Consider the following 23476-nt stretch of genomic DNA (forward strand, 5'->3'; position numbering starts at 1 on the left):
CCGCCGTACAATCGCGCCTGCATTTCGAATGTTCCGAATACCTATAACAATCTGCGACAAGCAGCGGATTCCACATCCCATGAGCCAAGCCATTTCCCCCGCCTTCTCCGCGGGCGCCGCCGATACGCCCGACCCGTCCCTCTGGAACGAAGACCTGAACCCGACCCAGCCCGCCGCACGCACCTGGACGTCCGCCAACTACGCCGCACTGTGGGTGTCGATGGTGGTCTCGGTGCCGGCCTACATGTTGGCCTCGGGCCTGATGAGCGAGGGCATGAACTGGTGGCAAGCCGTGCTGACGGTGTTCCTGGGCAACCTGATCGTGCTGGTGCCGATGGTGCTGGTAGGCCACGCCGGTACCAAGTACGGCATCCCCTTCCCCGTGCTGGTGCGGGCTTCATTCGGCGTGCGCGGCGCGCAGTTGCCGGCCATTCTGCGCGCCATCGTGGCATGCGGCTGGTTCGGCATCCAGACGTGGCTGGGCAGTCAGGCGATCTACACCATCCTCAACGTCATTACCGGCAATGCACTGGTGGGCAACGCGATTCCGGGCCTCGGCATCAACCCGGGCCAGGCGTTCTGCTTCGTGCTGTTCTGGGCACTGCATATCTGGCTGATCACCAAGGGCATTGAATCGATCAAGCACTTCCAGGCGCTGGCCACTCCGCTGCTGATTCTGGCCGCGCTGGGCCTGGTCTGGTGGGCGTACGTCAACGCGGGCGGCTTCGGGCCGATGCTGTCGGCGCCGTCCGCGTTTGCCGAGGGCGGCAAGCGTGCCGGCCAGTTCTGGGGCTTCTTCTGGCCGTCGCTGACCGCCATGGTGGGCTACTGGGCCACGCTTGCACTGAATATTCCCGACTTCACCCGCTTCGCGCGCAGCCAGCGCGACCAACTCGTCGGCCAGGCCATCGGCCTGCCGGGGCCGATGGGCCTGCTGGCGCTGGTGGCCGTGCTCGTCACCTCGTCCACCGTGGTCATCTACGGCCAGGCCATCTGGGACCCGGTCACGCTGGCCGGCAAGATGACGGGGCCGTCGGTCATCGTCGCGCTGCTGGCGCTGATCACCGCCACGCTGATGACGAACATCGCGGCCAACGTGGTGTCGCCGGCGTATGACTTTTCGAATCTGGCGCCGCACCGCATCTCGTTCCGCCTTGGCGGCTACATCACGGCAGGCATCGGCCTGGCGATGATGCCGTGGAAGATCCTGGAGACCACCAAGGGCTACATCTTCACGTGGCTGGTCGGCTACGGGGCGCTGCTGGGCCCGGTGGCCGGCATCATGATGGTCGACTACTTCCTGGTGCGCCGCACGGTGCTCAAAACCGGCGACCTTTTCCGCCTGGACAGCCAGTACGGCTACGGCAACGGCTGGAATGGCCGCGCAATTGCCGCGTTGGTAATCGGTGTACTGCCCAATCTGCCGGGGTTCTTCAAGCAGGCGGGCTTCGTTGCCAGCGTGCCGGGCGTGTTCGAGGCGCTATACACGTATGCGTGGTTCGTCGGGCTGGCGATTTCCGCAGTGGTGTACGTGATCCTGATGCGCGGCCGCCGCTAGAGCCAGACATCCTCTGACAATCGAACCGAGGGGCGCGCCGGTACAATGCGTCCCAACACCGAACCGAGCATCCTGCCTCGTCATGAAACAAGATCCGCGCTTTCCGAACCTGTTCATCCTCAATCACCCGCTGATCCAGCACAAGCTCACGCACATGCGCGACAAGGACACGTCCACGCGCACGTTCCGCGAGCTGCTGCGTGAGATCACGCTGCTGATGGGCTACGAGATCACGCGCAACCTGCCGCTGACCACCCGCCATATCGACACGCCGATGGGCCCGATGGACGCGCCCGTCATCGCCGGCCGCAAGCTGGCCGTGGTGCCGGTGTTGCGCGCGGGCGTGGGCATGAGCGACGGCCTGCTGGAATTGATCCCGTCGGCGCGCGTCGGCCATATCGGCGTGTACCGCGACGAGCACCACCGCCCGGTCGAATACCTCGTGCGCCTGCCGGATCTGGAAGAGCGCACCTTCATCCTGTGCGATCCGATGGTCGCCACCGGCTACTCGGCCGTGCACGCCATCGACGTGATGAAGAAGCGCGGCGTGCCGGATGAACACATCCTCTTCCTCGCCCTCGTGGCCGCGCCGGAAGGCGTGGAGGTGTTCCAGAAGGCGCACCCGGGGGTAAAGCTGTTTGTCGCTTCGCTCGATTCGCATCTTGACGAGAGCGCCTACATCATCCCCGGCCTGGGTGATGCGGGTGACCGCCTGTTTGGTACGAAAAACTGAACGGACGTCGTTTTGCGCAAACCAAGACAGCCGGCATTGCCGGCTGTTTGCTTTGGTGCGTCAGAAGCGGTCAGCGCTTCTTCGACCCGCCGAGGATGCTTCCCAGTACCCCGCGCACAATCTCACGCCCGACCGTCGAGCCGATGGTGCGCATGGTCGACTTGGCCAGCGTTTCGACAATCGAATCACCTCGGCCGGTACGGCCAGTGCCCTTGGTCAGGATCGAGCCAACCTCACCAAGCCAGCCACCGTCCTCCTGTGCAGACGCGGGGGCGGGAGCGGGAGCCGAGCTTGAGGAGGCGCCGAAATCGGTGCCGATGGACCCCGGTGCGGGCGCAGGTGCGGCCCCGCCTGCTGCCACGCGCCCGGTCAGCTTTTCGTAGGCCGATTCGCGATCGATTGCCGTGTCGTAGCGGCCTGCCACCAGCGAGTTGGCGATCAGCACGCGACGCTCGTCGTCCGAGATCGGCCCGATGCGCGATGCAGGCGGCACGACGAAGGCGCGCTCCGTAATCTCAGGGCGGCCCCCCTCATCCAGCATGGAGATCAGCGCTTCACCCACAGCCAGCTCGCCGATGGCTTGCTCGATGCTGAACTCGGGGTTCGCGCGCATGGTGGTGGCCGCCGCCTTGACGGCCTTCTGGTCGCGCGGCGTGAAGGCGCGCAGCGCATGCTGCACGCGGTTGCCAAGCTGACCGAGCACGGTGTCGGGCACGTCCGCCGGATTCTGCGTAACGAAATACACGCCCACGCCCTTGGAGCGGATCAGCCGCACCACCTGCTCGACCTTCTGCAGCAGCGACGGCGGCGCGTCGTTGAACAGCAGGTGCGCCTCGTCGAAGAAGAAGGCCAGCTTAGGTCTATCCAGATCGCCCACCTCGGGCAGATGCTCGAACAGCTCGGAGAGCATCCACAGCAGGAACGTCGCGTACAGCTTGGGTGCGTTCAGCAGCTTGTCTGCGGCCAGGATGTTCACCACCCCCTGCCCGCCCACCGTCTGTAGCAGGTCGTTGATGTCGAGCATCGGCTCGCCAAAGAACTGATCGGCGCCCTGGGATTCCAGCGCAATCAGGTTGCGCTGGATGGCCCCGATGCTGGCTGCCGAAATGTTGCCATACTGGGTCGTGTACTCCCCCGAATGCTCGCCCACATGCTGCAGCATCGCGCGCAGGTCTTTCACGTCGAGCAGCGCAAGGCCCGAGTCGTCGGCAATCTTGAAGACGAGGTTGAGCACGCCGGTCTGGGTGTCGTTGAGTTCCAGCATGCGCGCGAGTATCAGCGGGCCCATGTCGGACACAGTTGCGCGCACCGGGTGGCCTTTCTCGCCGTACACATCCCACAGGGTGACGGGGCAACCGGCCCATTGCGGCTCGGGCAAGCCACGCTCTTCCAGACGCGTCTTGAGCTTGTCGTTCGGCTGACCAGGCTGGGAGATGCCGGTCAGGTCACCTTTCACATCGGCCAGAAAAACCGGCACGCCGATCTTCGACAAGCCTTGGGCAATCGTCTGCAGGGTGACGGTCTTGCCCGTGCCTGTGGCACCGGTGATCAGGCCATGCCGGTTGGCGAGCTGGGGCAGCAGCACCAGTTCGGCTTCTGAGTTCTTGGCAACGAGGATGGGATCGGTCATGGCGTTTTGGCGGGGATCAAACTCTTCGGGGGCGGCGCCCGCGCTCGACCGGATGGACGGGTCGGCCGGCGGGTTCAGCATGCTAAAATTGACGATCGATTATAGAGTGTGCAGGTGGCGTCAGACCGCCATCTGCGCGCCAGATTCCACCGCATTCCGCTCGGAGAGTTTCATGGCCGGTCATTCCAAATGGGCCAACATCAAACATAAGAAAGCCGCAGCCGACGCCAAACGTGGCAAAGTCTGGACGCGCCTGATCAAGGAAATTACCGTGGCGGCGCGACTGGGCGGTAGCGATGCCGACTCCAACCCGCGCCTGCGCCTGGCCATGGACAAGGCCACCGACGCCAACATGCCCAAGGACAACATCCAGCGCGCCATCCAGCGCGGCGTGGGTGGACTGGAGGGCGCGCATTACGAAGAAATCCGCTACGAAGGCTACGGCATCAACGGTGCGGCCGTGATCGTCGACTGCATGACCGACAACCGCACGCGCACCGTGGCCGAAGTCCGCCACGCGTTTGACAAGCACGGCGGCAACATGGGCACGCAGGGCTCGGTGGCGTTCCTATTCGACCACGTCGGCCAGTTCATCTATGCGCCAGGCACGCCCGAAGACAAGCTGATGGACGCCGCGCTCGAGGCTGGCGCCGACGATGTGGTCACCCATGAAGACGGCTCGATCGAGGTCATCTGCCCGCCGCACGATTTCGCCAAGGTCAAGACCGCGCTGGAAGCCGCCGGCTTCAAGGCGGAACTGGCCGAAGTCATCATGAAACCGCAGACCGAAGTCGAGTTCACTGGCGACGACGCGCTCAAGATGCAGAAGCTGCTCGACGCCCTGGAAAACCTGGACGACGTGCAGGAAGTCTTCACCAACGCGGTCATCGGGGAATAACACCGGGCCGCGTACATAACGGCGATCGATCTTACCGATCGCCGTTTTTGTTTTCCAGATTTCGAATCGGATTTTGAATTTTTAAGCAGGTACAGCATGAAAGTGATGGTGGTCGGTTCGGGCGGTCGGGAACACGCCCTGGCATGGAAGCTGGCACGCTCGCCCAAGGTACAAGTGGTGTACGTGGCCCCGGGCAACGGCGGCACGGCACTCGACAAACGCCTGCAGAACGTGCCGATCACCGATCCGGAAGTGCTGGCCGCGTTTGCCGAGCGCGAAGGCATCCACTTCACCGTGGTCGGGCCGGAGGCGCCCCTGGCCGCCGGCATCGTCGACCTGTTCCGCGCCAAGGGCCTGCGCATCTTCGGGCCGACCAAGGCCGCGGCACAGCTTGAATCGTCCAAGGATTTCGCCAAGGCGTTCATGCATCGCCACGGTATTCCGACCGCCAAGTACCAGACCTTCAGCAACGCCGCCGAGGCGCATGCGTATGTTGACCGGGAAGGCGCGCCGATCGTCATCAAGGCCGACGGGCTGGCCGCGGGCAAGGGCGTGGTCGTCGCCATGTCGCCGGAAGAAGCCCACGGCGCCATCGACATGATGCTGGCCGACAACCGCCTGGGCGACGCCGGCGCGCGCGTGGTGATCGAAGAATTCCTGGCCGGCGAAGAAGCCAGCTTCATCGTCGTGTGCGACGGCAAGAACGTCGTGGCGCTGGCCACCAGCCAGGACCACAAGCGCCTCCTGGACGGCGACGCCGGCCCCAACACGGGCGGCATGGGCGCCTACTCACCCGCGCCGGTGGTCACGCCCACGCTGCACGCCCGCGCGCTGCGCGAAATCATCATGCCGACCATCCGCGGCATGGAAAAAGACGGCATCCCGTACACCGGCTTCCTCTACGCCGGCCTGATGATCGACGCCGAGGGCAACCCCAAGACGCTCGAATTCAACTGCCGGATGGGCGACCCGGAAACGCAACCGATCATGGCGCGCATGAAGACCGACCTGTACGACGTGATGGATCGCGCCATCGACGGCAAGCTCGACGGCATGGAACTCGATTGGGACCGCCGCACCGCGCTGGGCGTGGTGATGGCCGCCCACGGCTACCCCGATGCGCCGCGCAAGGGCGACGTCATCACCGGCATCCCGAAGGAGACGGAAGATAGCGTCACATTCCATGCTGGCACCACGCTCAAGGACGGCGAGCTGACCACCACTGGCGGCCGCGTGCTGTGCGTGGTGGGCTTGGCTGACACCGTCAAGGCGGCGCAACGTGCAGCGTACGGCGTGGTCGAGCAGATTCAATTCGCCGGCGCCCAGTACCGTACCGATATCGGTCACCGCGCCATCCGCCGCTAACATCAATCACTTCGAAACCGCGCCGATGCCCCAATTTGGGGCGGCGCGGCAGTCGTCACCCCGGGTGATCCCCGACTTGCCCGAGCGGCCCGCCCGCTACAATGGTGACAACCGCATGACTCTGCCGCCGCAGCGGCTCCTCCCGACCTGATGGATACCCAAGCCGTCCGCGACTACCTGCTGGACCTGCAGGACCGCATCACCACTGCCGCCGGCGCGCTCGATGGCGGCACGTTCGCCACCGACGCGTGGGAGAAGCCGCCCACCGAACGCCTGCGTGGCAGCGGCCGCACCCGCATTCTGGAAGGCGGTGCGCTACTCGAACGCGGCGGCGTCGGCTTCTCGCACGTGATGGGCGACACACTGCCCCCGTCGGCCACCGCCAACCGGCCCGAGTTGGCCGGACGCGGCTTCGAGGCAATGGGCGTGTCGCTGGTCTTCCATCCGCGCAATCCCTACGTGCCGACGGTGCATATGAATGTGCGCTGCTTCGTCGCCGTGCGCCCCGATGCCGAGCCCGTCTGGTGGTTCGGTGGCGGCATGGACCTCACGCCCTACTACGGCTTTGCCGAAGACGCCTCACACTTCCACCGCACCTGCCAGGGCGCTCTCGCCCCGTACGGCGACGAGCTGTACCCCCGCTTCAAGCAGTGGTGCGACGACTATTTCTATCTGAAGCACCGCAAGGAAGCGCGCGGCATCGGCGGCATCTTCTTCGACGACTTTGCCGAACTCGGCTTCGAGCGCAGCTTCGCGATGATGCGCTCCGTCGGCGACGCCTTCCTCACCGCCTGGCTGCCCATCGCCGAGCGGCGCCACGGCACCCCGTACGGCGAGCGCGAACGCGCTTTCCAGGCCTATCGCCGTGGCCGCTATGTCGAATTCAATCTGGTGTTTGACCGCGGCACGCTGTTCGGCCTGCAAAGCGGTGGCCGCGCGGAGTCGATCCTGATGTCGATGCCGCCTGCAGCCAACTGGCGCTACGACTGGCAGCCCGAACCGGGCTCGCCGGAAGCGGCGCTGTATACCGACTTCCTGCCGGCGCGCGAGTGGGTATGACGCATCCCAACCTTGGCCGACCCTATCGCCTCGGCTTGCTGGGCGGCACCTTCGACCCGCCGCACGTCGGCCACATCGCCCTGGCCGAACTGTGCATCGCCCAGCTCGACCTGGATGAGCTGCTGTGGATTCCGACCGGCATGTCGTGGCAGAAGAGCGCGGAGGTCACGCCTGCCCCGCTGCGCCTGGCCATGACTGAACTGGCCGCGCAGACTGTGCGGCCAGGCCGTGCACGCGTGCATGTCAGCCCCATGGAAGTCGAGCGCCACGGCCCAAGCTACACCATCGACACCGTGCGCGAACTGCGCGCCCTCTACGGCCCGGAAACATCGATGGCCTGGCTCATGGGCGCCGACCAGCTCGTCGGCCTGGACACCTGGCACGGCTGGCAAGACCTGTTCGAATACGTGCACCTGTGCGTGGCCACACGCCCCGGCTTCGACCTGCACGCGCTGCATGTGCCCGTCCAGAAAGAACTCGATGCGCGCCGCGCCGACACAGCATTGATACAATGCGCACCCGCCGGCCGCATGTGGATCGACCAGACCCTGGCCGTCGACCTGTCGTCCACCCGCCTGCGCCAGCAGCTCGCCGCCGGCGAGCGCTGCGACGCCGATCTGCCCGCTGGCGTGGCCGACCTGATCCAATCGCATTCGCTGTACCGCCGTGCCAATGGCACGGTCAGCGCTTAGTGTTTGCACCGCGCGCTTAAGCAAGCAAGCGCCTTTTTTTGACCTTTTTCTCGCCCTCAACGTTCTTCTCAATCAGTATGGATATTCGCAAACTACAACGCGTGATCGTCGACGCGCTCGAAGACGTCAAGGCGCAGGACATCAAGGTCTTCAACACGACCCACCTGACCGAACTGTTCGACCGCACGGTCATCGCCAGCGGCACGTCCAACCGCCAGACCAAGGCACTGGCAGCGTCCGTGCGTGACGCCGTCAAGGAAGCCGGCGGCCACGTCATCGCCGTGGAGGGCGAAGACGTGGGCGAATGGGTGCTGGTCGACTGCGGCGACGCCGTGGTCCACATCATGCAGCCGCAACTGCGTCAGTACTACAACCTGGAAGAAATCTGGGGCGACAAGCCGGTGCGCGTCCAACTCGGCGGCACGGGTGCTGGGCATGGCCTGCCCAAGGCCAGCGAAGGCTTCGACGACGAAGACAGTGCCGAGGAGATCACACCTGCCAAGCGCCGCACCACCAAGCCGAAGCTGGCCGGTGAGCGTCCGACCAAGGCCGCCGCGCCGGCGAAAACCTCCGCCAAAAAGACCACCAGCCGCCCCGCCACCAAGCGCGCTACCGGCACGGGCAAACCGGCTACGAAAACCGGCGCAAAAACGGCCACCAAGCCGGCTACCAAGCGCGCTCCGGCCAAGCGCGCTTCGTAACATCACGCGGGCAGTCTTGCCATGCAGTTGCTGATCATTGCCGTCGGGCACAAGATGCCGTCCTGGATTGAGGACGGCTTCTCTGAATATGCCAAGCGCATGCCGCCCGAGCTGCGCATCGAACTGCGCGAGATCAAGCCCGAGCAGCGCTCCGGCAGCCGCACTGCCGCCACGGTCATGCAGCTCGAAGCCGGGCGCATCGAAGCGGCCCTGCCCAAGGGCTGCCGCATGATCGCGCTGGACGAACGCGGCAAGGACCTGACCACGGCCGCGCTGGCCGAATCCCTCACCGGCTGGCAACAGGAAGGCGGCGACGTCGCCTTCGTGATCGGTGGCGCGGATGGACTGGACCCGGCGCTCAAGGCAAAAGCGCGCATGCTGATGCGCCTGTCGAGCCTGACCCTGCCGCACGGCATGGTGCGCGTGCTGCTGGCCGAGCAGCTCTATCGCGCGTGGTCGATCACGCAAAACCATCCGTACCACCGCGTATGACCATGGACACGCCGGGCAGCCCGCACCTCTACCTCGCCTCGCAAAGCCCGCGCCGGCAGGAACTGCTGCGCCAGATCGGCGCACGCTTCGAGCTGCTGCTGGCTGACGGCGATGAAGATGCCGAAGCGCTGGAAACCGTGCTCCCCGACGAGACTCCCGACGACTACGTCCAGCGCGTCTGCGCGCTCAAGGCCCAGGCCGCCGTACGCCGCCGCATCGCGCGCCACCTCCCCGCCCTGCCGATTCTCACCTCCGACACCACGGTCTGCCTGGGCGGCGAGATCCTTGGCAAGCCTGCCGACGCTGCCGACGCCCACCGCATGCTGCGCGGCATGTCCGGCCGCGAACACCGCGTACTGACCGCCGTCACGGTCGTCACGGCCGATGGCACGCCGATGCACGCGCTGTCCATCTCCGACGTGCGCTTTGCCGTGCTAACCGATACCGACATCGCCCGCTACATCGCCAGCGGCGAGCCTTTCGGCAAGGCTGGCGCCTACGGCATCCAAGGCCGCGCAGCCGCCTTCATCGCCCATATCTCGGGAAGCTATTCGGGTATCATGGGCCTGCCCTTGTTCGAGACCGCCGCACTGCTCGCGCAAGCCGGCATCACGCTATAACCCGCACGCCAACAGGTGTGCGAGGGCCGGTTCCAAGACACGCTTCGGGCGAGCATGACCAGCCCAGAGGCGGGTGCTGAAACCCGCTCTCCTGGTGTCCCTCCATGTCCGAAGACATTCTCGTCAATATCACGCCACAAGAAACGCGCGTGGCCATCGTCCAGCAGGCCGCCGTTCAGGAACTCCACATCGAGCGCACGCTTACGCGCGGCCTGGTCGGCAACATCTACCTCGGCAAGGTCGTGCGCGTGCTGCCGGGCATGCAGTCGGCCTTTATCGACATCGGCCTGGAGCGCGCGGCTTTCCTGCACGTGGCCGACATCTGGCACCCGCGCGATGCCAAGGACGCGCCGCCCACGCCGCAGATTGCCATCGAGAAAACGCTTTTCGAAGGCCAGGCCCTGATGGTGCAGGTCATCAAAGACCCGATCGGCACCAAGGGCGCGCGACTGTCCACGCAGATCAGCATTGCGGGCCGCACGCTGGTGTATCTGCCGCAGGACCCGCACATCGGCATCTCGCAGAAGATCGGCAACGAGACCGAACGCGAGGCGCTGCGTGCGCGCGTGACCGGCATGGTGCCAGCCGACGAGCGCGGTGGCTTTATCGTGCGCACCATCGCCGAAGAAGCGACGGATGAAGAGCTTGCCAACGATGTTGCCTACCTGCGCAAGATCTGGGCGACCATCCGCCATAACGCCACCACCCTGCCCGCGCCATCGATCCTGTACCAGGATCTGAACCTCGCCCAGCGCGTGCTGCGCGACTTTGTGACCGACGAAACGCGCAGCATCCAGGTCGATTCGCGCGAGAACCATCAGAAGCTCATCGAGTTTGCGCAGGAGTACACGCCCGCCGTGGTGGGGCGCCTGACGCACTACACCGGCGAGCGGCCGATCTTCGACCTGTACAACATCGAGGCGGAGATCGAGCGCGCGCTGTCGCGCCGGGTCGATCTGAAATCGGGCGGCTACCTGATGATCGACCAGACCGAGGCGATGACGACCATCGACGTCAACACCGGCGGCTACGTGGGGGCACGCAACTTCGACGACACGATCTTCAAGACCAACCTGGAAGCCGCGCATACAATCGCACGACAACTGCGGCTGCGTAACCTGGGCGGCATCATCATCATCGACTTCATCGACATGGAGTCGTCCGAGCATCGTGACGCGGTGCTGGCTGAGCTGCGCAAGGCGCTGGCGCGCGATCGCACGCGGATCACGGTCAACAGCTTCTCGCAACTCGGCCTGGTGGAGATGACGCGCAAGCGCACGCGCGAATCGCTCGCGCACGTACTGTGCGAGCAGTGTCCGGTGTGTCAGGGCAAGGGCCAGGTGAAGACACCGCGCACGGTGTGCTACGACATCCTGCGCGAGATCATGCGCGAGTCGCGGCAGTTCAACCCGCGCGAGTTCCGTATCCTGGCCTCGCAGGCGGTGATCGACCTGTTCCTGGAAGAAGAAAGCCAGCACTTGGCGATGCTGGGGGACTTCATCGGCAAGCCGATTTCGCTGCAGGTGGAGTCGTCGGCTGCCAGCCAGGAGCAGTACGACATCATTCTGATGTAGCACCGCTCCCGGCGAACACGGCCGTTACGGCTTGACAGGGCTGCCGTGCGGGACTGGGGTGCCAGCCCTCGATCGAGCCGCCCGCTCGGTCAGACGCTGTATCTGTTCGCGCATGGCCAGCAGCGCGGCAAGCACCACCAACATCGCAGTCCCGAGCATCGCCAGATAGGCTGAGGCGCCGCCCGCCGTGATGACGACTGCGCCGGCAAATGCGCTGAGGATTGCGCCGAGGCGCCCAAAGGCCACAGCCGAGGCCGTGCCCGTGGCGCGCACCGCCGTCGGATAGACATAAGCGCATAGCGCATACATCGTCGACTGCACGGCGTTGACGAACAACCCGTGCAAGCACAGACCCAGGATCAGCAGATTGGTGTTCAGCTTGGCGTCCACGCCTTGCAGGGCAAATGCGCTCGCGGCAGCGCCCACGCAACAGATGGCCATGGGCCAGCGCGAGCCCCATCGGGCAATGGCAACAGCGCACACCAACGCGCCGACCACACCGCCCAGGTTGTATGCCGTCAGCCCGGAACCCGCAACGCCTACGCTCAATCCTTCTGACGCCAGCATGGTCGGCAGCCAGCTGAACGCCGCGTACACCGCCAGCAGGCACATAAAGAACGCTGCCCAGAGCGCCACCGTGTCGCGGGCCTGCCCCGGCGCAAACAACGAACCGAAACTCGCGTGCTGGATGACCTTCTGCCCTGCCAGATCCGTGAAGGCGGCGTTGGCCGGAACATCACGCTCCATCGTCGCCAGCAAACGCGCCAGTTGCGGCCAGTTCGACTGTCGACGCGCCAGGAAACGCGGCGACTCCGGAAGCGCAGCCATCAGCACAACGCCCAGCAGCAGTGGTAGCGCGCCGCCGATCCAGAACAGCCCGCGCCACCCATACAGCGGCAGCACGTGACCCGCGAACAGCCCCGCGAGCATCCCGCCCAAGGGCACGCAGACGATGGTTGCCGTCACCGCCAGCGTGCGCCGGCGGGCGGGCGTGAACTCGGCCGTCATGGTTGTCGAGCTCGGTAGTGCGCCGCCAATGCCGAGGCCCGCGATGAACCGCAGTGCGGCAATCGTCGCTACGTTGGGCGCAAACCCGATCGAACACGTCGCCACGCCAAACACGAACACGCTGCCGATCAACGCCCAGCGCCGCCCGAAGCGATCGGCAAACAAACCGGCCAGCGCGCTGCCGAATCCCATGCCGATCAACCCGGCCGCCACCGCCGGCGCAAATGCATTGCGTGTGATGCCCCACTCCTTGATCAGCACCGGGATGGCAAAACCGATCAGTTGGCCGTCAAAGCCGTCCATGACGATGGCGAAGGCGGCCAGCAGCACCGCAGCCTTCTGCGCCAACGAGAACAGTCCGTCGTCAAGCACGGTGCCGATGTCTACGATGGTCTGGTTCTGACTCATGCCGGCCTCCGTGGGAATGTCGCGAGCTCGAACGCCCGACACCATGGAAGCGCCCGGACGCAAATGCCGGGTACAGCCTCCAATCTGGAATTGCACATCATGTGGTTGTCTCCTTTGAGCAGGCGTCTGCGCGCCGTTGGATTGACGAGGCCGGGCGTGTTCCAGCCGCGGCGCTACGGGGCTTGCGGCCTCACGGCCTGCGCCTGTACCAACCTCACAAGCTGCATGAGCGTCTCGGTGTGCGGTACGGGCACGCCATGCCGGCGCGCGGTTGCCACTACGGCGCCGTTGATCGATTCAATCTCGGTCGGGCGGCCCGCCAGAACGTCTTGCAACATGGAGGGCTTGTGCCCGCGATGCGCGACGATGGCATGCAGCACGTTGTCGCTCACCGTGGCGGCATCGACGGCGACGCCACTCGCGCGCGCCACAGCCAGCACTTCATCCACGATGGCCAGCGCAAGCGCCGGGCCATCCTCCGACGCGCCGAGCGCATCGACGGGTCGATTCAATACCGTGCAAAGCGGATTGAGCGCAGCATTGAAGGCGACCTTTTCCCACACCGCGCCCCATACGTTCGGATCAGCGCGGCAATTCAAGCCGGCTTGCGTCAGCGCCTGCACCGCCCGTGCAAGCGCGGGCCCCTTGGCGCCATCGGCGGCCATCATGCGTATCGCGCCGGCACCGTGCGAACGCACGTGGCCGGGGCCTGCTAGGTCGGCCGGCCATGTCGTCACGCCGACGAAGATCCGCTCGCGCGGCACCGTCGTAGCCAGCGCCTCCACATTGCCCAGGCCGTTCCGCAACGTCAGCACATGCGTTGATGGCCCGACGAGATGCCGTACGCTCGCAAGCGCGGCGCGCGTGTGCATCGCCTTGGTGAAGACGATGAGCAGGTCTGGCGTCTGCTTCGCCATACCAGGACGCATGGCGTGCAGGTTGCGGATGTGGCGCTCGCCCGTGTCGGTATCGAGCCGCAAGCCGTGCATGCCGATCGCCTCGATATGCGCATCGTTGATATCGAGCAGCGTGACGCGTTCGCCCGCTTCGGCCAGCAACCCACCGAACAGCGAGCCCATTGCGCCGGCGCCGAGTATCGCAATCTCCATCATCGGCTCAGAACGGGTAATGGCGCGGTGTGGTCTGCACGGTCATCCACCGCAACTCGGTGAACTCGGCCACGCCAGCGCGGCCACCGAAACGGCCGAAGCCGCTCGCCTTGACGCCACCAAACGGCATCTGCGCCTCGTCGTGCACAGTCGGGCCATTGATATGGCAGATGCCCGATTCGATGCGTCGCGCCGCAATCATGGCGCGGGCCACGTCACGGCTGAAAACGGCGGAGGACAGGCCATACGCGTTGTCATTTGCGCAGGCCACAGCGGCATCGTCGCCGCTCACCCGCACGATGCACTTGACGGGGCCGAACGACTCTTCCGCGTAGATCAGCATGCCGGCCGTAACGTGGTCGAGCAGCGTGGCGGGCATCAGCGTGCTGGTGGCCTTGCCACCGCACAGCAGCGTGGCGCCCTTGGCAAGCGCGTCGTCGATGAGATGGTTGCACCGCTCCACCGTGCTCATGTCGACCACCGAACCCAGCACCGCCGGCCCCTTGCGCGGGTCACCCAGCGACAGCGACGCTGCCTTCGCCGCGAGCTTGGCGACGAACACATCGGCAATGGATTCGTCCACGATGATGCGTTCCGTGGACATGCAGATCTGCCCCGAATTGGCGAATGCGCCGAAGGCTGCGCCGGCCACGGCGGCATCGATGTCCGCATCGGCCAGCACCAGCAGTGGCGCCTTGCCGCCCAGCTCGAGCACTGCGGGCTTGAGATACGTTGCGCACGTCTGCGCGATGATGCGACCCACGCGCGTAGATCCCGTGAAGTTGACGCGCCGCACGGCGGGGTGCGCAATCATGGCCTCCACCACGGCGCCCGCATCGGCCGGCGCGTTCGTCACGAAATTGACGACGCCGTCTGGCAAACCGGCTTCCTGCAGCGCTTCAATGATGAGGCCATGCGTGGCAGGGGAAACTTCCGAGCCCTTTAGCACGACGGTATTGCCGCATGCCAGCGGCAACGCGATCGCTCGCACCCCAAGGATGACCGGTGCATTCCACGGTGCGATCCCCAGCACTACGCCTGCAGGCTGGCGCACGCCCATGGCCAGACTGCCCGGCACGTCGGACGGGATGATCTCGCCCGCGATCTGCGTGATCATGGCGGCGGCTTCCTGCAGGCCGCCGACAGCCAGATGCACGTTGAAGCCGGCCCACAACGCAGAGGCGCCCGTCTCAGCGGCCATGGCGGCGGCAAAGGCTGCGCCCTTGGCTTCGAGCGCCTGCGCAGCGCGCATGAGCAGCGCACGGCGTTCGGTCGGGCCCATTGCGGCCCAGGCGGGAAATGCAGCGGCCGCTGCATCGACGGCACGACGTGCGTCATCAACCGTGGCGGCCGGTGCACGCGTTGCCACGGTGCCATCAAGCGGGTTGCGTCGCTCGAAAACCTCGCCATCGGCTGCTTGTACACGCTCGCCGTTGATCAGCATCGAGATGGTCTGCGCCGCTTCCAGCGGTGCAACGGTCGTATTCGTCATCAGGCGATCTCCACTTCAATCAGGGTGGGGCCGGCGGATTGCAGCGCGGTGCGCAGCGTCGCTTCCAGCATGTGTGGGTCGGTCACGCGCTCGCCAGTGCAGCCCATGGCGCGAGCCAGACCAACGAAGTCGATGCCGTTCAAGTCGGTGCCCTGCACCACATCGTTGGCGGCAAAGCCGAACACCGGCGCAAACTCCTGCAGGGCAGCGTAGCGGCGGTTGTTCAGGATCACGAATGTCATGGGAAGCTCAAGCAGCGAGGCGCTGCGCAGCGCCTGGATCGAATACATGCTTGATCCATCGCCAATCAGGCCGATCACCCGCGAGCCTTGCTTGGCCAAAGCGACACCCACGGCAGCGGGCATGCCGTACCCCAACCCGCCGCTATCCATGGTGTAAAACGCCCCCGAACGGCGCATCGGCAGATAGGCCTGCATGATGGACCGGGCGCTCGGCGCTTCTTCAACGACGATGTCTGTCGGGCCACGCACGGCGTCGAGCGTTTGCAAAACGAAGGCTGCCGACATGGGCGAACCCGGCTCGGCGCGCGGCGACTTGGCGCGCGGCGGCGGCAGCGGCCGGGCTGGCGGTGCGGATCTGGCGAGCAGGTCAAGCACGCCCAGGCGGATGTTGCCGACGGCAGAGATGCCTTCAGGCGTCCACGCGGCCGTGGCCGGATCGTCGATCAATTGCACCAGCTTTGCGCCCGCCGGCACGTGCGGGCCGTGTCCTTCCACGTGATACGTGAACGCCGGAGCGCCAAGCGCGAAGACCACGTCATGCCCTTGCAGCAGCGCGACGATCTTCTCGCGCATCGCCGGCAGGAAGCCGGCGAACAGCCGGTGGTCTTCCGGAAATGCGCCTCGCCCCGCCATCGGTGCAGTGAACACCCGCGCGTGATGCGCCTCGGCGAGTTGCACGACGGCATCCCAGGCCCCCGCGCGGTCCACTGCAGCGCCCACTACGAACGCCGGCCGCTGCGCCGCGTCCAGTACGTCGCCAATGCGAGCAAGCGTGACCGCGTCCGGCCGTACCACTGTTGCAACTTCGTGTTCGGCCACCGGCTCCGTTACGTGGTCCCAATCATCGACGGGAATCGACACCAGCACTGGCCCACGTGGCTCGTGCATGGCGATGTGATACGCGCGGGCCAGCGCCAACGGAACATCTTGAGCGCGTGCCGGTTCGATGCTCCATTTCACATACGGCTTGGGCAGCTCGGTTGCCTGGTTGGAGGCAAGAAATGGATCGAATGGCAGGATGGAGCGCGCCTGCTGCCCGGCCGTGATGACCAGCGGCGTGCGATTCTTGAAGGCCGTGAAGATGTTGCCCATGGCGTTGCCGACACCGGCGGCCGAGTGCAGGTTCACCAGCGCGGCGTTGCCCGTTGCCTGCGCGTAGCCATCGGCCATGCCGACCACCACGGCTTCCTGCAAGCCCAGGATGTAGCGGAAGTCCTCCGGAAAATCGCGAAACATCGGCAGCTCGGTCGAGCCGGGATTGCCAAAGACGTGGGTCATGCCGAGCCGGCGCAGCAGCTCGATGGTGGCGTCGCGCACGGTGGTCAGTGCGAGCGAGGTGCGGGTCATACGGGCAGTCTCCTTGAAACAGGCTGCCAGTATGGAATCCGTAGTTCTTAACGCGATATTGAATTATTTCGTTAAAGTCATTACCTTTTGGCATGACTTTCGATCTGCGCCAGCTGCGCGCCTTTACCACCATCGTTTCCGCCGGCAGCCTCGGGCGTGCGGCGGAAGTCCTGCACGTCACCCAGCCCGCGCTGAGCCGGATCATCAAGCGGTTGGAGGACGAAGTGGGCGCTCCGCTGTTCGAGCGGCACTCCAAAGGCATGCAGCTGACGGCGATCGGAGAGGCGCTGCTGCCGCATGCCTCATTGCTGCAGCGCGAAGCCGATTACGCGCGTGAAGAGATCGATGCCATGCGCGGCCTCGCCAAGGGCACCATCCGCGTTGGCGCAGTGGGCAGCATCGCCAGCTACATCCTGCCACTGGCGGTGGGCACCGTGGTGGCGCGCTGGCCGAACCTGCGCGTGGAGATCCTCGAAGGCGTGTGGGACCGGCTGGCCGAAGGTCTCGTCAAGCACGAGATCGACCTGGCGCTCTCGATGGCGATGCCGGATACGGACGAGATCATCGCCATCGCCGATTGCCGATGGGAGGACGCCAGCTTCGTCGTGGCATCGCCCGAGCATCCGCTGCGCAAGCGTCCAGCGCTTACGCTGGCCGATACGCTGGTTGCGCCGTGGGCCGTTCCGCCGCGCGGCACCGGGCCGTACGAACACATGCGGCAGGTGTTCGAGGCCGCGGGCCTGAGCTTGCCCAACATCGTGGTGGAAACGCGCTCGGTGACGGCGCTCAAGAGCCTCGTGGCGCGTTCCGGCTTCCTGAGCTGGATGGCGGAGCCCATGATCGATGCAGAACGCCGTGCCGGGGTGATCGAACCGCTGCCGATTCCCGGCCTCGTGGCACGCCGTACGCTCACTGCGTTCAGGCGTCGCCACGGCATCCTGCCCAGCCCCGCCGTCAAGCTGCTCGAAGCGCTGCGCGAGCTGACGGCGTAGCGCGGCCCACGGGCCTACTTCTTCTCACGCGGCAGGCGACCCAGCACGAAAAACTCGTCGTTCGGCCGCATCGAGATCACGTTCGCCATGCGGTTGGACAGACCGAAGAACGCCGTGATGCCGGCGATATCCCAGATGTCCTCATCGTCAAAGCCGTGCACGCGCAGCGCGTCGTAATCGGATTCGTTGACGGTGTGCGATGCCGTACAAACCTTCATCGCAAAATCGAGCATGGCGCGCTGGCGCGGAGAAATGTCTGCCTTGCGGTAGTTGACGGCAACCTGATCGGCGACGAGCGGGTTCTTCTCGTAGATACGCAGAATGGCGCCGTGCGCGACCACGCAATACAGGCACTGGTTGGCGCCGGAAGTGGCAACCACGATCATTTCGCGCTCACCCTTGGTGAGGCTGCTGCCTTCGCGCAGCATCAGCGCATCGTGGTAGGCGAAGAAGGCGCGGCACTCATCAGGCCGGTGCGATAGCGCGAGGAAGACGTTGGGCACGAAGCCGGCCTTCTCCTGCACTTCGAGGATGCGCGCGCGGATGTCGACGGGAATGTCGGCCAGTTCCGGAACGGGGAACCGGCTGATGGGCGGCGTGGTGGTCGTCATGATGTCTCCTTTGGTTTGAGCATCTTGCGCACGCCGCCCTGAGGGGTTACTGCGTGGCGAACTGGATGCGATGGAGTCCAGCATACAACCCATCGCGGTCGATGAGTTCACGGTGCGTTCCGGCTTCGGCAATCTTGCCGTGCTCCAGCACGACGATGCGGTCGGCGTTTTCGATGGTCGACAGGCGGTGTGCGATCACCAGCGTCGTGCGGCCTTGCATCAGCGATTCGAGTGCGGCTTGCACCTGGCGCTCGGATTCGGAGTCGAGTGCGGAGGTCGCTTCGTCCAGGATCAGGATCGGCGCGTCCTTGTAGATGGCGCGGGCAATCGCCAGACGCTGGCGCTGGCCGCCGGAGAGTTTGGAGCCGTTGTCACCGATGTTGGTGTCGACGCCCTCGGGCAGGTTGTCGACTACGTCGGTCAGGTACGCGGCTTCCAGCGCACGACGCACGCGCGCCATATCGATCTCGGAAGGGTCGCGCGCACCGTAGGCCACGTTGGCGGCAACGGTGTCGTTGAAGAGCACCACGTCCTGGCTCACGAAGGCAATCTGGCGGCGCAGGTCCTGCAGCGACAGGTCGGACAACGCATCGCCATCGAGCGAGATCGTGCCCGAGGTCGGGTCGAAGAAACGCGGCAGCAAGTTCACCAGCGTGGTTTTGCCGCTGCCCGAGGGACCCACCAGCGCCACGACCTCGCCGGGCTTGACGTGCAGGTCGACGTTGTCGAGCGCTGCGCGGCCGTCCTGGCCGTAGCGGAAGGTGACGCGATCGAAGCGGATGTCGCCGCGAGCACGGTCGATGTGCTTGCCGCCTTCCTGCGGTTCGATCGGCGTGTCAATCAGACCGAAGATGAACTCGGCCGCAGTCAGGCCGCGCTGCAACGGCTGGTTCACATCCGTCAGGTGCTTGAGCGGCGAGATCAGCAACAGCATCGCCATCACGAAACCGGTAAAGCCGCCGACCGTAGTCTGGTTGGCCTGCGCCTGCATCATGGCAATGGCCAGGATGATAGACAGCGCCAGCGCCGCCAGGAACTGCGTCACCGGCTGGTTCAGGCCACCGGCCACGGCCACGCGCATGGCGTAGCCGCGCAGGCGGTTGGTCATGGCGTTGAAGCGCAGCGATTCATAAGCTTCGCCGCCGTGCAGCTTGACGACCTTGTAGCCACCGACTGCCTCTTCCACCACGTAGGCGGCCTGGTTGGTCAGGTTCTGGCTTTCGCGATTAAGCGAGCGCAGGCGGCGATTGATACGCGACATCAAGAGGCCGATGATCGGCAGGATCACCGCCACCACCAGCGTCAGGCGCCAGTTGGTATAGAAGAGGAAGATCAGCAGTGCCAGCACCGTCATCGAGTCGCGCACCAGCGTGATGAACACGCCCGTGAGCACCTGCAGCACCTGGTTGACCTCGAAGATCACGGCATTGATGATCGACGCCGCCGTATTGCGCTGATAGAACGACGCCGGCGCCTGCAGCAGGCGCTCGAACATATTCATGCGCAGGTTCAGCAGCACTTTGTTCGACACCAGGCTCAGCAGGTAGGTCGACGCAAACTGCGCCACGCCGCGCACCACGGCAATGCCCACCAGCATGGCAGGCACCTGCCACAGCTTGCCAGCGTATTCACCGCCGAAGCCCTGGTCCAGCAGGTCCTTCACGACCTTGGGAATGATCCCTTCCGTGGCGGCCACCACGCCCATGGCGACCATCGCCAGGATGAAGGCGGTCAGCTCGGGACGCAGGTAGCCCCAGACCCGCCCAAACGTACGGTTTCCCGGGGGGGGCGCTTGATTCTCTCGATTCACTTTGGCTCCAGGGGAAATCTCGTCTGCACCACGGTGAGCCCCAGCAGGAGCCCGATGATGCCGGCATAGAACACCACGTTGGCCTGGTGGGCCATGGTGACCTGGGTCAGGCCGCTGATGAAACTCGCCACGACAACTGCAAGCCCGGCAGCCGCCACACGCTCCCCATTCACATTGCTTGCTTGGCGGCCGGCCCGCCACGCTTGCGCAAAGAGCCAGCCCGGCACGATAACGATGCCTAGCGTCGCCAGCAAGCCAGGAAGGCCCATGGTCGACGCAGCCTCAAGAATGTCATTGTGGGCGTGCCCGAGAACGCAAACCTCAGACTTCCCGTTAGCGGCACAAAACCGCGAGGCCTTCACTGCCGTGTTGAACTGGCTCGCGCCGATACCCAGCCAGGGATGCGCACGAAACGTATCGATTGCAACTTCCCACAGGGCTAAGCGCGCACCGACCGAACTGTTCTCATTGCCGTTCTGAAATTGATGGATCTCGGTGGTGACCCGATCGATACGCTCGCCAACCGGGCTGCCGGGCACGGCATACAGCGTCACGGCCAGAGCCACGATGGCCATGAGCGCGGCCAGGAACTTCGCTGCCCTCAGTGAGGGATACCTGACGAATAGCAACGGAACCGCTGGAATCGACATTGCCAGCCACGCACCGCGCGTACCGTTTAACACCAGCACCACACCGGCAAGCCCCAGACTGACCCAAGCCGCGATGTGCGCCCTACTGCCGACACCGGGCCGGACAAAGCCGACAAGCCCGAGTGCCGCCACCATGTTGGCAAACGCAATCGCTTGGATCCAGGCCGAAGGGCGATCTATGCCCTGAACGAATCGCTGAAACACGACCACAACAAGAGCGGAGGCAAGCCCAATGTTGATGCCCCGCCAGAGCCAGTCCGAACTCGGCCTCGCATACACAACGACAAGACACACCAGCAATGCCAGCAACAGGCGTGAGGGGTTATCCATCTCGCTCCACGGCACGCCAAAGTGCTGCCGGGAGAGAAGCAGCACAACGAGTACCGCTAGAATAGCGGCCCCAAGAGGCCACAGCTCAGCGTGGCACGTCCGCCATGCCTGGCCCAGACCGCGACCCGATAGCACCGCAAACAGCACAGTGGCGCCGATGAAAATGCCTGCTCCGCGCGGCACGCACAGCAGCAAAATCGGAAAGAGCAGAATGATCCCGCCAACCCAGGGGGTCAACCTCGTCGTACGGAATTCCATTTGAAACCCTATGAACATCTCAGTCGTACTGATTACCAAAAACGAGGCACACAATATCCGGGAATGCTTGGAAAGCGTGTCCTGGTGCAACCGCGCGATTATAGTGGATTCAGGCAGCACTGACGGCACGGTGGCACTTGCCCGCAGCCTCGGCGCCGAGGTCTTCGAAACCGCCTCATGGCCAGGTTTCGGTCCGCAGAAGAATCTTGCACTGTCGAAAGCGGACAGCGAATGGGTGCTGTCCATAGACGCCGACGAGCGCGTCACGCCAAAATTGCGCGACGAAATCCTGGCAGCGATAGATTCGGGCCGCGCAGATGTCTACGACATGCCCAGGCTGTCGCGCTTCTGCGGCCGCTTTATCCGCCATGGTGGCTGGTATCCCGACCGGGTAACGCGGCTTTTCAAGCGCGGTCGCGCCTGTTTCACCGATGACCTAGTACACGAGAGCGTGATCGCCGAGGGCCCTGTCGCTCAACTCCGCATGCCATTGCTGCACTATACCTACGACGACTTCTCGCAGGTCCTGCGCAAGGTCGACCAATACTCCACGCTCGGTGCCCAGCAGGCCTTTGCCCGCGGCAAGACGGCAACGCCCGCTAGCGCAATGCTGCACGGTATGTGGGCCTTTCTGCGCACCTACCTGTTGCGGCGCGGCTTTCTCGACGGCGGGCAAGGGCTTGGCGTAGCACTGATGAACGGCCAGGCCAGTTATTACAAGTACGTCAAGCTGTGGCTGCTTCAGGTACAGGCGCGCCAATCAGCCGGTCCGCACATGCGCTGAAAACGCGGTGCCGGTCTGACCGAAACCCTTCTGCTCGATGTGCCTGGCCGCGCGCCCCAGCCGTGACGCGTCAGCCTAGCCCCGCCTAATCGCATCCGCAAGCGTTCGTACATCGCCGACCGGTGTCAACAGCCCAGCCTTGCCGTCTGCCAGGATCTCGCGCGGCCCGGTCGGGCAATCGGTGCTAACGACAACCCGCCCCACAGCAAGCGCCTCCAGAAGCACGTGGCACCCCTTCCATCTTGGAGCTGAACACCATCAGTCGTATGCCACGAATCCAAGCATGAGGATTGGGCTGGAAGCCAACAAAAACGATGCAATACGCGATGCCGAGCTCGTACGCGAGGGCCTGCAGCTGTTTGCGTGACGCGCCGTCCCCTACTAACACGAACAACTCCGGCACCCCGTCCTTGACCAGCAGTGCATAGGCTTTTAGCAGCGTGATGAAGTCTTTCTGGCTTTCTTCCATCCGCCCCACCGACCCAATGTATAGGGCGCCGCAGGCACGTCCACCGCATCCAGCGCGCACACGCGGATGCGATCGAGGTCGACGGCGTTGTAGAGGCGGATGAACTTGCCTGCGGCCTCTGGGATCAGCGCCCGCGCATCGCGCAACATGCTGTCGGTCCGCGTGACTATGGCGTCATAGTGTGCGACGCACTGCCGTCGCAACCTGCACAGCTTGCGTCGATTCGCGCGCTCCAGGTGCGCGATGCTGAAATGCGAGTAGCCGATCATCGGCACTGGCAGGTGCCCGGTCAGACGCAACAGCGACAAACGTAGTCGATCACCAAATCACAGTGGCGCGAGATTTCGCGAAAGCGCCGGCTGACAAGCAGCTTACGCACCAGCGGCAGCAGCACCTCCTCAAACCTTGCCCAGCCGCCCCAACGGCCCCCCCATCTTCAGTTGACGACCGTGCGATAGCCACGCCTCGGACGCCAAGACGTGGAGCTTCACATCAGGTGGCAATAGCTCGCGGAAGTGGCGCTCCAGCGCCTCTGTCGGATAGGTGAGCGTCAAACCGAGTTCGAAGCGGCTCCGGTCCAGCGAGGTTAGCAGCGACACCAGAGCGGTCTCGATACCACCTCGCAAGAAGTGCGTCAGGTGAAA

The 23476-nt window shown here is 64.8% G+C and carries 22 protein-coding genes and 1 pseudogene; 12 read left to right on the top strand and 11 right to left on the bottom strand.

All coding sequences use genetic code 11. The features are described 5' to 3' along the window. Positions 1–79: 79 nt before the first annotated feature. Both B4F51_RS05125 and upp read left to right on the top strand, forming a co-directional pair. Positions 80–1558: an NCS1 family nucleobase:cation symporter-1 gene (locus B4F51_RS05125; RefSeq protein ID WP_296224014.1), complete on the top strand. Its 1479-nt coding sequence runs from the start codon at positions 80–82 to the stop codon at positions 1556–1558. An 82-nt stretch (positions 1559–1640) separates the two neighbouring features. Further along, positions 1641–2291, top strand: coding sequence for a uracil phosphoribosyltransferase (upp, locus tag B4F51_RS05130; RefSeq protein ID WP_296224015.1), 651 nt, complete (start codon positions 1641–1643; stop codon positions 2289–2291). A 70-nt stretch (positions 2292–2361) separates the two neighbouring features. Here the strand turns inward: upp and B4F51_RS05135 are convergent, their stop codons facing one another. Beyond that, positions 2362–3921, bottom strand: a complete 1560-nt coding sequence (locus B4F51_RS05135; protein ID WP_296224016.1) for a helicase HerA-like C-terminal domain-containing protein — start codon at positions 3919–3921, stop codon at positions 2362–2364. 172 nt (positions 3922–4093) lie between these two features. Between B4F51_RS05135 and B4F51_RS05140 the strand changes: the two genes are divergently transcribed. The 8 genes from B4F51_RS05140 (at position 4094) to rng (ending at position 11322) form a co-directional block, all read left to right on the top strand. Next, positions 4094–4819 (top strand): YebC/PmpR family DNA-binding transcriptional regulator, encoded by a 726-nt coding sequence (locus tag B4F51_RS05140; protein ID WP_296224017.1) that lies wholly within the window; start codon positions 4094–4096, stop codon positions 4817–4819. A 96-nt stretch (positions 4820–4915) separates the two neighbouring features. Continuing rightward, positions 4916–6184 (top strand): phosphoribosylamine--glycine ligase, encoded by a 1269-nt coding sequence (gene purD, locus B4F51_RS05145; protein ID WP_296224018.1) that lies wholly within the window; start codon positions 4916–4918, stop codon positions 6182–6184. A gap of 150 nt (positions 6185–6334) precedes the next feature. Then, positions 6335–7243 carry an oxygen-dependent coproporphyrinogen oxidase gene (hemF, locus tag B4F51_RS05150; RefSeq protein ID WP_296224019.1) on the top strand — a complete coding sequence of 303 codons (909 nt, stop codon included), beginning with the start codon at positions 6335–6337 and terminating at the stop codon, positions 7241–7243. Continuing rightward, entirely contained in the window at positions 7240–7935 is a 696-nt protein-coding gene (locus tag B4F51_RS05155) for a nicotinate-nucleotide adenylyltransferase (RefSeq protein WP_296224020.1), read from the top strand. Before hemF ends, B4F51_RS05155 begins: the two co-directional genes overlap by 4 nt. A 77-nt stretch (positions 7936–8012) precedes the next feature. After that, positions 8013–8636, top strand: a complete 624-nt coding sequence (rsfS, locus tag B4F51_RS05160) for a ribosome silencing factor (protein ID WP_296224021.1) — start codon at positions 8013–8015, stop codon at positions 8634–8636. 21 nt (positions 8637–8657) lie between these two features. Beyond that, positions 8658–9128, top strand: a complete 471-nt coding sequence (rlmH, locus tag B4F51_RS05165; RefSeq protein WP_296224022.1) for a 23S rRNA (pseudouridine(1915)-N(3))-methyltransferase RlmH — start codon at positions 8658–8660, stop codon at positions 9126–9128. Continuing rightward, entirely contained in the window at positions 9125–9748 is a 624-nt protein-coding gene (locus B4F51_RS05170) for a Maf family protein (protein ID WP_296224023.1), read from the top strand. Before rlmH ends, B4F51_RS05170 begins: the two co-directional genes overlap by 4 nt. Positions 9749–9852: 104 nt before the next feature. Next, a complete protein-coding gene (gene rng, locus B4F51_RS05175; protein WP_296224024.1) occupies positions 9853–11322 on the top strand; it encodes a ribonuclease G in 1470 nt (489 codons plus the stop codon). Positions 11323–11346: 24 nt separating this feature from the next. Here the strand turns inward: rng and B4F51_RS05180 are convergent, their stop codons facing one another. The 4 genes from B4F51_RS05180 to mdlC form a co-directional block, all read right to left on the bottom strand. Next, a complete protein-coding gene (locus tag B4F51_RS05180) occupies positions 11347–12738 on the bottom strand; it encodes an MFS transporter (RefSeq protein ID WP_296224025.1) in 1392 nt (463 codons plus the stop codon). A gap of 173 nt (positions 12739–12911) precedes the next feature. Further along, positions 12912–13847, bottom strand: coding sequence for a ketopantoate reductase family protein (locus tag B4F51_RS05185; protein ID WP_296224026.1), 936 nt, complete (start codon positions 13845–13847; stop codon positions 12912–12914). 7 nt (positions 13848–13854) lie between these two features. Continuing rightward, positions 13855–15339, bottom strand: a complete 1485-nt coding sequence (locus B4F51_RS05190; protein ID WP_296224027.1) for an aldehyde dehydrogenase family protein — start codon at positions 15337–15339, stop codon at positions 13855–13857. Next, positions 15339–16928, bottom strand: a complete 1590-nt coding sequence (gene mdlC / locus B4F51_RS05195; RefSeq protein ID WP_296224028.1) for a benzoylformate decarboxylase — start codon at positions 16926–16928, stop codon at positions 15339–15341. Before mdlC ends, B4F51_RS05190 begins: the two co-directional genes overlap by 1 nt. 92 nt (positions 16929–17020) lie before the next feature. On the opposite strand from mdlC, the gene B4F51_RS05200 reads away from it, so the two are divergent. Further along, entirely contained in the window at positions 17021–17920 is a 900-nt protein-coding gene (locus tag B4F51_RS05200) for a LysR family transcriptional regulator (protein WP_296224029.1), read from the top strand. A 14-nt stretch (positions 17921–17934) separates the two neighbouring features. Here B4F51_RS05200 and B4F51_RS05205 read toward each other — a convergent pair whose 3' ends face one another. From B4F51_RS05205 to B4F51_RS05215, 3 genes are all read right to left on the bottom strand, one after another. Beyond that, on the bottom strand, positions 17935–18531 hold the full coding sequence (locus B4F51_RS05205) for a peroxidase-related enzyme (RefSeq protein ID WP_296224030.1): 597 nt from the start codon (positions 18529–18531) through the stop codon (positions 17935–17937). 46 nt (positions 18532–18577) lie between these two features. Beyond that, positions 18578–20245, bottom strand: coding sequence for a lipid A export permease/ATP-binding protein MsbA (gene msbA / locus B4F51_RS05210; RefSeq protein ID WP_296224108.1), 1668 nt, complete (start codon positions 20243–20245; stop codon positions 18578–18580). A 92-nt stretch (positions 20246–20337) separates the two neighbouring features. Further along, positions 20338–21579 carry an O-antigen ligase family protein gene (locus B4F51_RS05215; protein WP_296224031.1) on the bottom strand — a complete coding sequence of 414 codons (1242 nt, stop codon included), beginning with the start codon at positions 21577–21579 and terminating at the stop codon, positions 20338–20340. A gap of 10 nt (positions 21580–21589) precedes the next feature. Here B4F51_RS05215 and B4F51_RS05220 point away from each other — a divergent pair, with 10 nt between their 5' ends. Further along, the gene (locus B4F51_RS05220; RefSeq protein ID WP_296224032.1) at positions 21590–22363 is read left to right on the top strand and encodes a glycosyltransferase family 2 protein; all 774 of its coding nucleotides are present in this window, start codon (positions 21590–21592) and stop codon (positions 22361–22363) included. 75 nt (positions 22364–22438) lie between these two features. Here the strand turns inward: B4F51_RS05220 and B4F51_RS05230 are convergent. The 3 genes and pseudogenes from B4F51_RS05230 to B4F51_RS05240 all read right to left on the bottom strand — a co-directional run bounded on the left by B4F51_RS05230 (position 22439) and on the right by B4F51_RS05240 (position 23431). Beyond that, positions 22439–22832, bottom strand: a pseudogene (locus tag B4F51_RS05230) (glycosyltransferase). Then, positions 22796–23101, bottom strand: coding sequence for a hypothetical protein (locus B4F51_RS05235; protein WP_296224035.1), 306 nt, complete (start codon positions 23099–23101; stop codon positions 22796–22798). Before B4F51_RS05235 ends, B4F51_RS05230 begins: the two are co-directional and overlap by 37 nt. A gap of 129 nt (positions 23102–23230) precedes the next feature. Further along, on the bottom strand, positions 23231–23431 hold the full coding sequence (locus B4F51_RS05240) for a hypothetical protein (protein WP_296224036.1): 201 nt from the start codon (positions 23429–23431) through the stop codon (positions 23231–23233). Positions 23432–23476: the final 45 nt, after the last annotated feature.

Source organism: Ralstonia sp. UBA689, from assembly GCF_002298975.1.
In the GTDB taxonomy this organism is placed as follows: Bacteria; Pseudomonadota; Gammaproteobacteria; order Burkholderiales; family Burkholderiaceae; genus Ralstonia.

What these genes read in the sequence shown, in the direction of transcription:
- B4F51_RS05235 (WP_296224035.1), bottom strand. Translation starts at nt 23,101, where the DNA reads ATGATCGGCTACTCGCATTTCAGCATCGCGCACCTGGAGCGCGCGAAT.
- B4F51_RS05200 (WP_296224029.1), top strand. Translation starts at nt 17,021, where the DNA reads ATGACTTTCGATCTGCGCCAGCTGCGCGCCTTTACCACCATCGTTTCC.
- B4F51_RS05135 (WP_296224016.1), bottom strand. Translation starts at nt 3,921, where the DNA reads ATGACCGATCCCATCCTCGTTGCCAAGAACTCAGAAGCCGAACTGGTG.
- mdlC (WP_296224028.1), bottom strand. Translation starts at nt 16,928, where the DNA reads ATGACCCGCACCTCGCTCGCACTGACCACCGTGCGCGACGCCACCATC.
- upp (WP_296224015.1), top strand. Translation starts at nt 1,641, where the DNA reads ATGAAACAAGATCCGCGCTTTCCGAACCTGTTCATCCTCAATCACCCG.
- hemF (WP_296224019.1), top strand. Translation starts at nt 6,335, where the DNA reads ATGGATACCCAAGCCGTCCGCGACTACCTGCTGGACCTGCAGGACCGC.
- B4F51_RS05205 (WP_296224030.1), bottom strand. Translation starts at nt 18,531, where the DNA reads ATGACGACCACCACGCCGCCCATCAGCCGGTTCCCCGTTCCGGAACTG.
- B4F51_RS05190 (WP_296224027.1), bottom strand. Translation starts at nt 15,339, where the DNA reads ATGACGAATACGACCGTTGCACCGCTGGAAGCGGCGCAGACCATCTCG.
- B4F51_RS05155 (WP_296224020.1), top strand. Translation starts at nt 7,240, where the DNA reads ATGACGCATCCCAACCTTGGCCGACCCTATCGCCTCGGCTTGCTGGGC.
- rng (WP_296224024.1), top strand. Translation starts at nt 9,853, where the DNA reads ATGTCCGAAGACATTCTCGTCAATATCACGCCACAAGAAACGCGCGTG.
- B4F51_RS05170 (WP_296224023.1), top strand. Translation starts at nt 9,125, where the DNA reads ATGACCATGGACACGCCGGGCAGCCCGCACCTCTACCTCGCCTCGCAA.
- B4F51_RS05185 (WP_296224026.1), bottom strand. Translation starts at nt 13,847, where the DNA reads ATGGAGATTGCGATACTCGGCGCCGGCGCAATGGGCTCGCTGTTCGGT.
- rlmH (WP_296224022.1), top strand. Translation starts at nt 8,658, where the DNA reads ATGCAGTTGCTGATCATTGCCGTCGGGCACAAGATGCCGTCCTGGATT.
- B4F51_RS05125 (WP_296224014.1), top strand. Translation starts at nt 80, where the DNA reads ATGAGCCAAGCCATTTCCCCCGCCTTCTCCGCGGGCGCCGCCGATACG.
- B4F51_RS05140 (WP_296224017.1), top strand. Translation starts at nt 4,094, where the DNA reads ATGGCCGGTCATTCCAAATGGGCCAACATCAAACATAAGAAAGCCGCA.
- B4F51_RS05180 (WP_296224025.1), bottom strand. Translation starts at nt 12,738, where the DNA reads ATGAGTCAGAACCAGACCATCGTAGACATCGGCACCGTGCTTGACGAC.
- msbA (WP_296224108.1), bottom strand. Translation starts at nt 20,245, where the DNA reads ATGGTCGCCATGGGCGTGGTGGCCGCCACGGAAGGGATCATTCCCAAG.
- rsfS (WP_296224021.1), top strand. Translation starts at nt 8,013, where the DNA reads ATGGATATTCGCAAACTACAACGCGTGATCGTCGACGCGCTCGAAGAC.
- B4F51_RS05220 (WP_296224032.1), top strand. Translation starts at nt 21,590, where the DNA reads ATGAACATCTCAGTCGTACTGATTACCAAAAACGAGGCACACAATATC.
- B4F51_RS05215 (WP_296224031.1), bottom strand. Translation starts at nt 21,579, where the DNA reads ATGGAATTCCGTACGACGAGGTTGACCCCCTGGGTTGGCGGGATCATT.
- purD (WP_296224018.1), top strand. Translation starts at nt 4,916, where the DNA reads ATGAAAGTGATGGTGGTCGGTTCGGGCGGTCGGGAACACGCCCTGGCA.